Origin of the sequence: Moraxella sp. CTOTU48841 (assembly GCF_032061225.1) — a bacterium.
Classification (GTDB): domain Bacteria; phylum Pseudomonadota; class Gammaproteobacteria; order Pseudomonadales; family Moraxellaceae; genus Faucicola; species Faucicola cinerea.
In genome coordinates, this window is record NZ_DAMBFQ010000019.1 from 1 (window position 1) to 11,640 (window position 11,640).

11 protein-coding genes and 1 pseudogene are annotated in these 11,640 nt (G+C 43.2%); 7 read left to right on the top strand and 5 right to left on the bottom strand.

Annotated elements, in window-relative coordinates; translation table 11 throughout:
- Nucleotides 1–92 precede the first annotated feature (92 nt).
- Nucleotides 93–314: a PspC domain-containing protein gene (locus RT034_RS10740; protein WP_309596281.1), complete on the bottom strand. Its 222-nt coding sequence runs from the start codon at nucleotides 312–314 to the stop codon at nucleotides 93–95.
- A gap of 467 nt (nucleotides 315–781) precedes the next feature.
- Between RT034_RS10740 and nadR the strand changes: the two genes are divergently transcribed.
- The 7 genes from nadR (at nucleotide 782) to RT034_RS10775 (ending at nucleotide 7,862) form a co-directional block, all read left to right on the top strand.
- On the top strand, nucleotides 782–1,852 hold the full coding sequence (nadR, locus tag RT034_RS10745) for a multifunctional transcriptional regulator/nicotinamide-nucleotide adenylyltransferase/ribosylnicotinamide kinase NadR (protein WP_409566380.1): 1,071 nt from the start codon (nucleotides 782–784) through the stop codon (nucleotides 1,850–1,852).
- Between the two features lie 108 nt (nucleotides 1,853–1,960).
- On the top strand, nucleotides 1,961–2,707 hold the full coding sequence (gene pnuC / locus RT034_RS10750) for a nicotinamide riboside transporter PnuC (RefSeq protein WP_313016555.1): 747 nt from the start codon (nucleotides 1,961–1,963) through the stop codon (nucleotides 2,705–2,707).
- 183 nt (nucleotides 2,708–2,890) lie between these two features.
- On the top strand, nucleotides 2,891–3,346 hold the full coding sequence (locus RT034_RS10755; RefSeq protein WP_095356396.1) for an Mpo1 family 2-hydroxy fatty acid dioxygenase: 456 nt from the start codon (nucleotides 2,891–2,893) through the stop codon (nucleotides 3,344–3,346).
- Nucleotides 3,347–3,499: 153 nt separating this feature from the next.
- Entirely contained in the window at nucleotides 3,500–4,690 is a 1,191-nt protein-coding gene (locus tag RT034_RS10760) for a hypothetical protein (protein WP_313016556.1), read from the top strand.
- Between the two features lie 445 nt (nucleotides 4,691–5,135).
- Nucleotides 5,136–5,507: an HAD-IIIC family phosphatase gene (locus RT034_RS10765; RefSeq protein WP_313016558.1), complete on the top strand. Its 372-nt coding sequence runs from the start codon at nucleotides 5,136–5,138 to the stop codon at nucleotides 5,505–5,507.
- A gap of 46 nt (nucleotides 5,508–5,553) precedes the next feature.
- Entirely contained in the window at nucleotides 5,554–7,128 is a 1,575-nt protein-coding gene (locus tag RT034_RS10770; protein ID WP_313016559.1) for an aminoglycoside phosphotransferase family protein, read from the top strand.
- The gene (locus RT034_RS10775; RefSeq protein ID WP_313016560.1) at nucleotides 7,119–7,862 is read left to right on the top strand and encodes a glycosyltransferase family 2 protein; all 744 of its coding nucleotides are present in this window, start codon (nucleotides 7,119–7,121) and stop codon (nucleotides 7,860–7,862) included. The genes RT034_RS10770 and RT034_RS10775 overlap by 10 nt, the downstream gene beginning before the upstream one ends.
- Before the next feature lie 102 nt (nucleotides 7,863–7,964).
- On the opposite strand, the gene RT034_RS10780 is transcribed toward RT034_RS10775, so the two are convergent.
- The 4 genes and pseudogenes from RT034_RS10780 to RT034_RS10795 form a co-directional block, all read right to left on the bottom strand.
- A complete protein-coding gene (locus RT034_RS10780; protein ID WP_313016562.1) occupies nucleotides 7,965–9,041 on the bottom strand; it encodes a WavE lipopolysaccharide synthesis family protein in 1,077 nt (358 codons plus the stop codon).
- A 160-nt stretch (nucleotides 9,042–9,201) separates the two neighbouring features.
- Nucleotides 9,202–10,161 carry an HpcH/HpaI aldolase/citrate lyase family protein gene (locus tag RT034_RS10785; protein ID WP_313016564.1) on the bottom strand — a complete coding sequence of 320 codons (960 nt, stop codon included), beginning with the start codon at nucleotides 10,159–10,161 and terminating at the stop codon, nucleotides 9,202–9,204.
- 77 nt (nucleotides 10,162–10,238) lie between these two features.
- Nucleotides 10,239–11,375, bottom strand: coding sequence for a cysteine protease StiP domain-containing protein (locus RT034_RS10790; RefSeq protein ID WP_313016565.1), 1,137 nt, complete (start codon nucleotides 11,373–11,375; stop codon nucleotides 10,239–10,241).
- A gap of 2 nt (nucleotides 11,376–11,377) precedes the next feature.
- A pseudogene (locus tag RT034_RS10795) lies at nucleotides 11,378–11,640 on the bottom strand (hypothetical protein); the annotation flags it as partial.

The following is an 11,640-nucleotide window of genomic DNA, read 5'->3' on the forward strand; positions in this document are numbered from 1 at the left end:
TTATAGCGAGTTGTTATTATTCATCATATTTTTAATTTTTTTGGCTATTTTTCTTGCTACTTAACAGTTATACAAAGAAACCTATAAACCAATCAAGTCGCACGATAGGAATTTTGGGTAGCATTTGGCATGACAATCCATAACACGATGTATATCAAAATACCTGGCACTGCCACACTCGCGGTTGAGATAATGACAAACAACAAACGCACCAAGGTTACATTCCAGCCTAAATACTCTGCAATACCTCCCAGCACACCTGCAATCATACGATGATTCTGAGAGCGATGAAGTTTTACCAGTTTATTTGCCATTCAATTTTTTACCTGTTAAAAATAAAGAAAACCACTTAAGACTTAGTTAAAACCTAACATCTTTAAAATTTAACGCCTTTAAAACTTAATGTCATCAGCTAAAATTATTGATTAAAAATGCTATGTTTTGGTTATGATTTATTATAAGCAAATGCAGGGTGTAGTTGGGTGACAAAACGTAGAATGATGTTTCTTTTAGTAACTTTTTCTACAGCATTCTTATTACGAACAGTATTAACACAGGTAAGTAGCGTATATCCGATATAGGATAGATACGTCAAACTTTACGAATTGTGATACTAGCGTTACAAACCATTGTAACTTCGTAGCGGCTAATCGATTATCATAGCGTTACTTTATATCCTTATTCTTTATATCCTTATTAGGGATATCTAGCCAAGCAATCAAAAAATCAAGTCAATAAAAAATAGTTTAAAAAACCATGATAAAGTGTTGAGGAAAGCATGATGCAAGATGTGGGTATCATTATTGGACATTTTGAGCCGCTGCATTTGGGGCATGTAAGAACGATTTTGCATGCATCTGGGCAAGTCAAAGAGTTATTTATTTTTATTACCGCTCACCCTGCGCCAAATCCAAATTTTTCCATTGATTTGAAAGATAAGGCGCGCTGGATGACCATGGCATTTGCTGATTTGCCATTTGTGCATATAGAGATTTTACCTGATTTGGTAACGCCCTCGTATGAAGATAATTATCAAGATTTGAGCGTTGAACAAGTCAATGCGGTATTAGCGGATTTGCAACAACGTTATCCCAAGTTGAGCGCGTCTAGCGATGCGACAGGGACAGTAACCCCGGTGGTGTTTATGGATGAAACCCATCCGTTTGTCGATTATGATTTACATTTACCTGTAGTGACCACGCCACGCCAGCACGGCTTTGATAGCCGCAAGATTCACAATAACCCCGCGCTGTATTGGTCAGCCATTCACCCGCAAGCGCGAGGTGACTACACCAAAACTGTGGCATTGGTGGGTGGTGAAAGCTCAGGTAAAACCACACTACTGCATAAACTAGCCAACTATTATGGTGCAAGCTATGGCTTAGAAATGGGGCGCTTATTTGTGCAAACCGATTTGGGGGGTACTGAGCTTGGTATGCAATACGATGACTATCCGCTCATGGCAACTGACCATGAACAAGCGATACGCGCCGCCAAACGCTTTGCCCCTGCCCCAATCACTTTGGTGGATACAGATTTTGTGACCACGCAAGCATTCTGTGAAGAATATGAAGGGCGTACCCACCCGTTTTTGACCGCCTGTATCAATGAATTTCGCTTAGATTATACCCTGATGCTTGCCAATAACACCCCTTGGGTCGCCGATGGGATGCGCTCTCTAGGCAGCGAGTCCCAGCGTGAGCGTTTTGAAAATCGTTTAAAACAAATCTTTGCCCGTCATCATATTGCGCCGCTGTTTATTGATAGTCCAGACTATCATCAGCGATTCTTGGATGCGATTGCGCTTATTGATGCACACGTTTTTCACCACTATCAAGATATCGAGGCATAAAATAATTTTCCAGAAATGCTTGGTAAATATGCTAAAAATTTTTGGTTTTATTTTTTAAAGCTTAATTAAAAAAATGTTGTTATTGTTGTAATGACTGTTGGAGGCGAAATGCGAATTGCAATTTTGGATAAAATTACCGGTGAATGGGCACAAGAATGGACGGTGGCATGGTTCTTTTTTGGGATAATTGCACTGGGTACCGGTTTTTGGTTGACCACAGAACATCGAGCGTTAGACTGGTTTTATTTGGGGGTGTCTTTTATCGGGCTATTGTGTGTGGTGTCGCTGAGTTTTCGCCGCAATATAGCAGGTAATGGCTTTGGTATGTTGGCAACGGCGGGCGAAACCATTGTACAGGGAACCGCAGGTGCGGTGGGTTTGATGCTCGCGCCGCTGTTTAACTTTTTTACCCATTTATATGGCATTTTTTATTGGTCAAAAAACACCGATGGCGATGGCAATATGATTCCCAAATCAGCCAATAAAATTGTGTGGTTGGTAACCATTGCCTTTATCGCGATTGGCTTGGCATTATTTCCAACTGTCAATAATTGGCTAACGTCGATGGGTTATGGCGTGGTCGCCAACGATGGCAGTAAATTTTTGGGCGTGATTGATTTTTTTTGGATTAATGTGTTGGCATTTGTGCTATCCATCACAGCGCAAGCCACGATGATTTTACGCTATTCATTCAACTGGTGGTTATGGATTGCGGTGAATTTTGTCTGGCTGATTGTCAACTTGATGTCGCAAAATTATATTTTTGCCATTCAAACCATGGTGTACCAAGTCAATGCGTTTGTGGGGCTGTATGAATGGTATCGCAGTGAGCAAAAAGCCAAAGGCTTAGCCTAGTAGCCACTGATATCAAAAGCCAGTGATATCAAAAGCCATTAATATCAAAACCTATCAGGGTAAATTCGCTGATTTGACAAACGACTAGGGTGTGATACGATTCAGGGGTAACTGATGGGATTCATACCCATTTTTTATCAGCAATTTTTTTTATTGTCTTTATTATCTTTAAGGAAGAAGATTATGGCAACCGTGACCCTGCTTCATTCAAAAAAATCCCTACAAAGCTGGCTGGCTGACTACGCTGTGAGCCACCAACATCCTATCAATAAAAAAATTCATTGGCTGTGCGTACCCACGATTTTTGCCAGTATCTTAGGCATGGGAATGTCATGGCAGGCGGCGTTTACGTTGGTATTGATTGCTTTGGTAATGCTGTTTTATCTACGCTTGTCTACGCAATTATTTATTGCCATGGGCATGTTTGTGCTGTTTTGCTTGGCAGCGATTGCTATCTTGCCATTTGGGTTTAAGTTTTGGTTTGGCGTATTTGTGGTCGCGTGGATTGGGCAATTTGTCGGTCACAAAATTGAAGGCAAAAAACCGTCATTTTTTGAAGACTTACAATTTTTGTTGATTGGTCCTGCCTGGGTTGCGAATTCGTTGAGTGAAAAATTGGCAAAACCTAAAACGTCATAAAAAACTTCATATTCACTAAGAAAACTCAACATATTACAGCGGCTATTTCCTAGATAATAATTGCAATGGCTTTGACTATCGCTAGGCTTTTTGGCGATGTATGGTCGACCTACTCATTTTGAGTACCATATCACTTGTTAGCTTGCTGTTATTATGATTAAAAAAGCATCCAACCGCTGGCAACGTATTGACGTGCCGCAGACCTTCCCGACTATTCACGCGGCTTTGGCTTATTGTAAAAGCCAATTAAATAATTTGGGTGATAAAGGCTTTATCCAAATCAAAATTGCCGATGGCGAGTATTATTTAAGCCAAGTTGAAATTGATTTTTTTAGTGATCGGGTAGAGATTGTTGGCAATTTGGACAATCCTGATAAGGTACAGCTACATTTTGATGATGCCCATAACCGCTGTGGCTTTTTGATGCAGCGGGGTAATGGTATTTTTAAAATCGATGGCATGACTATCAATGGTACTAAGGCGTTTTTGGGCTATGGACAGTGGCAAGATGAAGGCTATGGTGCCGGTATCATGTGCAATTACAATAGCCAAGTGCTGGTCGGGTCAAAGGTCCGTATCAATAAGTTTTATTATGGGGTTGCTGCCCGCTTTGGCTCAAGTATCCGCTGTGAGCCTGGGGTGATTGTACAGTTTGCGGGGGATGTCGGATTTTTTGCGTATGGGGGCTCGATAGATGCCCAGCAATGCGAGGCGTATCACTGTGCGCATTTGGATGAAGACTTGGGTTTTGGATTTTGCGCGGAATCTAGCGGCTTTATCAATGCCGACAACAGCGTGTCTGCACATAACCATATCGCAGGGTTTTATGCACTCACCAATGGCTCGATGTGGTGCCATGATACCAGTGCCAGCGAAAATAAACATGGCTTTTTGGCGCTGCACAATGGCATGCTAAGCTGCAATAGCATCAACCGACGTACCAATGCCTTTCGCAATTATGGCTATGGCTATTTTGCTGACAATGGCGGGCGTATTTTGGCCAATCGCAGTCTTGGCAATGAAAACGTGATCGGTGGCTATTTTGCCCGTCATCACGCCAGTATCGATATCACCCACGCCAATGCTAACCACAATCAAGGTCATGGCTATACCGCAATCAATGCCACCTTGCTCGGTAACGGTGCTGAAGCGCGATTTAATCAAGGTAACGGCTTTGTCATAGGGCAGTCAGGCTTTTTGGATGGCAGTTTTTTGATGGCCTATGGCAATGCAGGCTATGGCTATCACTTAGATCATTGCCAAGCCTTTATGCCCTATGCCCGCGGCTGGAAAAACGCGCTGGGTCGTATGTACAAAGTCCATAGTTACGTCGCTATCAAATAAATTTTTCGCGCCTTGCTGTGTGTTTTTGCTTACTGTTCTTTTAGCTTTTTCGCCTTTTAATCTTTTATCCTATTTGCCCATCCATCATTAGTAAAAGCCAATCTTTCATTAAATCACAACCTATTTCATTTAGATTCATTAGGCTCTTACCCGCTTTTTACTGCATTTCTCGTGCTATGACTTACCCTCAAAAATTGTCAACATCGATTGATTAATTGATTAAAAGCGGTCTAACCAATATTAAGCATTGTGATTAAGCCCAATAATCGATTTTCTTCTTGTATTCTTACCTAAAATTACAATAAGTAATGAATAAGTAATATCATTTGGTAGGGATTCGTTTTAAGGTATTGAAGTTAAAATAACAATCAAATAATTGATTTTATTATAAATACAAAAATTTTTAGTTTAAGTCTATCACTGCAATATTAGGAACATAATAACAATGAAGCGGCTAATCTTTGACCTAGATGACACCCTATGCACCACACAAAACGGCGACTATGCCAATGCCCAACCTATCACCGAAGTTGTCGAAAAACTTAAAGAATACCATCGACAAGGGTTTACGATTATCATCAATACCAGTCGCAATATGCGCACCTATCAAGGCAATATTGGCGCTATTAATAAAAATACGTTACCAATTATCATCGATTGGCTGGCACGACATGATATCCCGTATGATGAATTATACGTGGGTAAGCCTTGGTGCGGCTTTGAAGGGTTCTATGTGGATGACAAAGCTATTCGGCCTAACGAATTGGTCAAGTTAAGCTATGCAGAGATTTGCCAGCTACTCGATCTAACACCTTAATAAAAAATAAAAACAACAATAACAACATTTAAGGTAATTTAACGCCATGATACTCATTAACGCCTCTTCCTATGTCAATGCTGAATTTGAAGCAGAAATTGGGCGCATTCCGCCTTGTATGCTACCCATCGGCAATAAAAAACTATTACAGCTGCAAGTCGATGTGGTACGCCAACAATTCCCCCATGAAAAAATTCTATTGTCACTACCTGAAGCTTATACTTTGACCCTCAATGAAAAAGCAGTGATTGAGTCACTTCCCATTGATGTGGTAACAATCCCTGAAAATTTGGCATTGTCCGAGACGATTTTATATGTGCTTAATCTAGCCATTGATAAATCATACCATCATATTCGTATCATCCAAGGGGATGTATTTTTACCCCAGTTAGTTGATTGCTCAGATTGTATTGGCGTGTCGGATAAAACGCGCCAATACGATTGGCAACAAACCAAAAAAATGAAAGAAAACCCCACCGATTGGATTGGGTATTTTGCCTTTTCCTCACGGCTGGAGTTGATTAAAGCCTTGGCGATTAGTAAGAAAAATTTTGTGCGGGCGATTTATTTGTACCAACAGACGATGCCAATGAAATCGGTCAATATTGAGTCGTATTATGACTGCAGTAATTTTGTCCATTATATTCATGCCCGTGCCAATATGACCACCGAACGCGCCTTTAATTCACTGCAGATTCGTGAAGGCATGGTCACCAAAAGCAGTGATGACAACAACAAAATTGAAGCGGAAATTTATTGGTACACCCATATTCCTGCGCCACTTAGACGTTTTACCCCGCAGTTGATTGATTATCAGCAAGTGGACGGACAGTTTAGTTATAGCTTAGAGTTCTTGCCGTTATTACCGCTCAATGAGTTGTATGTGCATGGGTTAAATACCACTGAATTTTGGCAACATATTTTTCAGCTATTAAAAGAATTTTTTAGTATGGCCAATCAGTCCGACGTGCATCGCCATATCGAAACCGGGTTTGCCAAATCGTATGCCGAAGATTTGTACCATAAAAAAACCTTGAAGCGCTTGTATGCGTATGCTGATGATGCCGATGTCGATTTGAACAAACCTGTAATATATGATGAAATCATGCTTGGCAGTACGCTAGAGATTGCGCAGGACTGTATCGAAAAAGCCTTGGCACTGCCAAACACCGTGAGTGTCATGCATGGCGATTTATGTTTTAGCAACATCATGTATGACATGCGCGGTCGCCGGGTAAAAGTTTTTGACCCACGGGGCACGGATTCTAACGGCAATTTTAGTATTTTTGGCAACGCAAGCTATGATTTGGCCAAGCTCACCCATTCTGTGATTGGTATGTATGACTTTATCATCGCAGGGCGTTATGAAATTATCGATACCCCTAGCGGCAGCGATATAAGATTTGATATTGATAAGCGTTTGGAGCAAATCCAGCAAGACTTTTTTGCCGGCACCTGGGTTAATGGCATGACCACAGAATCTATCATGCCAGCGGTGGTGTTATTGTTTTTATCCATGCTACCCTTGCATGCAGATAGACCCGATCGCCAGCGCGCCATGCTGCTCAATGCGTATCGTTTATATAAAATGTATGTGATGGAGGCGGTGACATGTTCGTAATTCCAATGGCAGGGCTAAGCAGTCGTTTTTTTAAGGCGGGCTTTGAGGTACCTAAGTATCAATTATCGATTGCCGATACCATTGTGTTTGATTTGGCAATCAAGTCGTTTGAGCGCTATTTTAGTACCGATTTATTTTTGCTTATCGTGCGCGATGTGTATGATACCCCGCGATTTGTTGCTGAGCGATTAACGCGCTTGGGTGTGCGCAATTTTATGATTCATACCCTTGATGGCGAGACAGCAGGACAAGCTGAAACAGTAGCCCTCGGACTCGGAATGGGACTCGGCGATACTAGGATTGATGACGATGAGCCGATTTATATTTTTAACATCGATACCTTTCGCTATGGGTTTGAAAAACCTGACTGGGTAGAGTCCGTTGATGGTTATTTAGAAGTATTTGAAGGCGAAGGCGATCATTGGTCATTTATCGCCGTCGATGACCATGACAGGGTGATTAAAACCACCGAAAAACAGCGTATCTCTAATCTTTGCAGTGATGGCTTGTATTATTTTAAATCCAAGCAGCAGTATCTATCGTTGTTTCAACAAGCGGTTGCCCAACAGTTGACGGTTAACAACGAATATTATATCGCCCCCATGTATAATTTATTAATCGCACAAGGCGGCCGGGTTGGCTATGTCAAAATCACGGAGGACAACATTGATTTTTGTGGTACGCCGGATGAATACCAAGCGCTTAAAGCCCACGGTTTAAAGATTGATGTTTAAAGGCTCATGTTTAAAGGTTGCTGTTTAAAAATTGGCGTTCAATTGTTTAACTGTTGAAGAAAAGCTTACCATCTGTTGCGTAAGCTTTTTTATTTAGCGGATTTAGGGATAAAGACGGGAGAAAATCTGGTGTTGATCGACTGGGCTATTTTGATAAAACTCTGCCGCGGCAATACTTTTCATCACAGCTCGTTCATCCGCATGCGCCAAGCGGGTTTCGTCAACTTGGTTGGGATACCAATATTGATAAAACAGCTGATACCAGTCATCATGGCTGATGCAGTTCATCGCCATAAAAGCATCGGTCAACGTCCAGGCGTATTTGGGTAACCGTAGTCCGTAGTCTGTCATATCAAGCACAATCACTTCATTCGCCAAAAATGCCTTATGTGCGTCTAGAATCTGCTCGTTGAGTTCATTGTAGTAGCTTGGTGTGGCAGCGTAGCCGATTTGATTGGCATAATGACTGGCAATATGCTGCTCGACAGCCAACCGCGTACGAAAGGTATTGTCCGCAAATTTGGCATCGATATCTTGTGCATGCGACTCAAAATAAGTGGCATTGTCTCTACTCATTAGGGGTGCCGACCAAAACGCCTGCAGTCGATCGGTCTTGCCAAACTGCGCCCAATCGCTAATATGAAACGCCATATGCTCAAACATGCTGGGGTCGATGGTAAAAAACGACGGCACTACAATCGGCGAATAGTCGGTTGCTTTAGTTTTTGAGGATAAATGGGTCTGGGAATGTAACGTTACTTGCTGGGTATAATAGCGATAAAATTGTAGCAGATTGTCATTGAGTAAGTAGCTATCGGTGCGTAGTTTGAGCGCATATTCGGTGCTGACTTGGCTTAAACCCGCTTGCGTGGAGATGATTTGTCGATTGACGTTGTTAGGGGCGTCGTAGCCAAATTTGATATTGGGCAGACCACCAGGATCTGGGTTTAAAATCAGCTGATCGATACCCAATTTGTCGGCGCTGTCAAACTCGGTGGGCAACGCAAGCGTATCCCAAGTCGATAATACAATGGTTGCATGGGGCAAGGCTGCTCGGGTTTTGGCGACATTAGCCATAAAATCACTGCCGTCATCACCGCCCTGCCCTAACTGGTGAACGTTAATGCCGCCTTGAAAAATAACCGTCACTGACTGACTGGGGAGAGTGTTTGCTTGCATAGGTTTCCATGATACTGGTTATCAGTTAAATTGTTATCATTAATTATTGTTATCTGCTAACCCGTCATCATAGCGCAATTTTGTTCAATTATCGGTCAGTGATTTGTTATCTGACTTTGATGTGACAAACTGTTAGACAGTGGCTTTTAGACCTTGGCTTTTAGACATTGGCACGGAGCATCACACTGGTCGCCCACGCGCGATGCGTGGCTGGCTCAAGCATACTGTTGTCTTGCTTGAACACCGCCTTGGCATCAGCAGCAAGAATCGCGGTGGCTTGACTGCGCTCTATGTCATTGACATAAAAAGCGTGTTTGACTGCAGCAATTTGCTCAGGGTGAATGATGGTTTTTCCCACCAGTCCCAAGGCGACATCTTGCCGCAATTCTTCAGCAAACAAGGCAGGTTTATCCAAATACTCAAACACGGGCGCGGTCAAATAAAAACCTTGCGGCACAAAACACGCAATTAACTGATAGATAAGTATGCCGACTGGGGTTTGATAGATCGTCACATCAGACGGACGACGCAAGCGCAGCGAGGCAAATAAATCATTACCACCAATACGCAGTGCCAAAATCGACTGGCTAAACCCTTCGCTAAAAGCTAGCGCCAATTCTTGGTTGTGTATCGGGTTAAAGATGAGCCGAGTCTCAAGGGTCGGCATCAATAGCTGTGTCGATGGCAATGCCTGACAAGCCAATCGCCAATCGGCAAGGCTTTGCATATCGATTTTTGGTAAAACAAAGCCATCCACCAAAGCAATCGTCTGCCAACTGGCAAGCTCGGTGAGCATCAAGGCGTTGCGCGGTCGGATAAATACCATCGGCCGTGAAATTGGACGAGATTCATCGCCAAAACCATGCGTCTTGGCGTGCTGAGCCCATGTCGCAAGCAGCTGCTTTAAGTTTGCGAGCGCGGCAGGAATTTCACTTTCACTTACCGCATCTTCCAAACAAATCACGATACTATCAATCTCAGCCAATTTTTGCTGGCTAATAATTTGCCAAATATCTTGGCGCGTGGCTGGCATATAAAGCGTCGCACCCAACTGGTAGGGATTGATAGTCGGCGCAACAGACGCAGGTAAAAAATGATTTACAGAGTGTAATAGTGTCATAAAAGTACAATGTGCGTAAAAGAGCGGTTAGGATAAATAGGCAGTTAACAAGGTCGATGAGTGCAAAGACGCGGTTATCATTGGCTTCTGTTCTTAATAATGGTGACAGCTTGGTAAGGTGCAATACTGGCATCTTCAATTACTTGAATATTTTTTTCCTCACAAAGATGACGCAGTAATGCTGTATCTTGTCCGTCTGCCATCTCATTGACTAATACACACTCAGGGTCGCGCCGTAATATCGCGCGGGTCGCTTCAGCAATGGTGGGTTTGATACGGTTGCGATTGTTGATGGCAAAGCGCGCCGCTAAGTCATCTATCACAGACTGGGTGGCAAAAGTCGGCAACAACTTGCCCGTTAGCGGCGTTGGTAAAGGTATTTGCTGACGCAACCCATCAATGGTTTGGATAAACTCGCCACTGCGGTCCCAAGGCTGTAACTTGTCATAATACACTGCTTGGTGCAGTCCATCACTGGGCTCACGATACAGGGTACGCGATATCAGCCCAGAGACAGTGCTATTGAGCAAACTTGCCGGCATCAGCCAATCATCATTACTTGCCGATAGCCAAGCCACCCCAGCAGGATCTGCCAACGTCACCAGTGGAATCACCCCCTCACCTTGGTGAAACAGTTGCGCTTGTTGCCGCTTATCAGTGATTTGGGCTAAACTTCGTTGCAATTCACCATAGATAGCCCCTTTACCCGTCCAACCATCGACAAACACAATCGGGCTATGGGGATGTTGCTGCAAAATATATTGCAAGGCAACCGGGTCAAGCCCGCGGTCACGGATGATACTCACCCCGTAATGCTGACTGGCTAACGTATAACTGGCAGATGCATCACTAAGCGCTTTTTGCAGCAATACCCCAATCGGCAATCCTGCCCGCACGAGACTGACCAATATCAGCGGCTGCGAGGCACTCACGCAAGCATGAAATAGCTGATATAAGCTAAACGCAAGGCTTGTGACATCATTTGCCATGCGCTGTTTGCCTGCCGCCAATGCTTGATTGTACAAGGCTTCATGCGTGGCGCTGGGCGGTTTTTCGAGCGTCAGCATATCTGAATAATGGCGCTGACCTGATTGGATTAATGCTTCTTTTTGTGTTGGGTTGATATCATTGACGCTATCAGCACTGACGATATCGAGCAGCAACGTAACCTCAGCGGGTAAATAACTACCCGAAAAATTCGCCTGAATTGTCATGATTATAAACACCCTTGACTGATAGCATCATGCAGTTGTCCTCGATTGGGCGTACCATACCAGTCCAATAGTTGTAAAAACGGCAAATCCGCCAAGCTATCACCAAAACCAAAACAAGGACGGCTTTTATCCAAATGATAATCGAGCAAAAAACGCATCGCGTGATGCTTGTTGACGACGTGCGGCAGTAGTGCCAAGTTATTGGCATTGACATGGATATAAAACTCATCGCCCAAATCAGCCGCCTCATTTAGCAGGCTCGGCA

Coding starts and splice junctions, on each gene's coding strand:
- RT034_RS10740 (WP_309596281.1), bottom strand. CDS start 314: ATGGCAAATAAACTGGTAAAACTTCATCGCTCTCAGAATCATCGTATG.
- nadR (WP_409566380.1), top strand. CDS start 782: ATGCAAGATGTGGGTATCATTATTGGACATTTTGAGCCGCTGCATTTG.
- pnuC (WP_313016555.1), top strand. CDS start 1,961: ATGCGAATTGCAATTTTGGATAAAATTACCGGTGAATGGGCACAAGAA.
- RT034_RS10755 (WP_095356396.1), top strand. CDS start 2,891: ATGGCAACCGTGACCCTGCTTCATTCAAAAAAATCCCTACAAAGCTGG.
- RT034_RS10760 (WP_313016556.1), top strand. CDS start 3,500: ATGATTAAAAAAGCATCCAACCGCTGGCAACGTATTGACGTGCCGCAG.
- RT034_RS10765 (WP_313016558.1), top strand. CDS start 5,136: ATGAAGCGGCTAATCTTTGACCTAGATGACACCCTATGCACCACACAA.
- RT034_RS10770 (WP_313016559.1), top strand. CDS start 5,554: ATGATACTCATTAACGCCTCTTCCTATGTCAATGCTGAATTTGAAGCA.
- RT034_RS10775 (WP_313016560.1), top strand. CDS start 7,119: ATGTTCGTAATTCCAATGGCAGGGCTAAGCAGTCGTTTTTTTAAGGCG.
- RT034_RS10780 (WP_313016562.1), bottom strand. CDS start 9,041: ATGCAAGCAAACACTCTCCCCAGTCAGTCAGTGACGGTTATTTTTCAA.
- RT034_RS10785 (WP_313016564.1), bottom strand. CDS start 10,161: ATGACACTATTACACTCTGTAAATCATTTTTTACCTGCGTCTGTTGCG.
- RT034_RS10790 (WP_313016565.1), bottom strand. CDS start 11,375: ATGACAATTCAGGCGAATTTTTCGGGTAGTTATTTACCCGCTGAGGTT.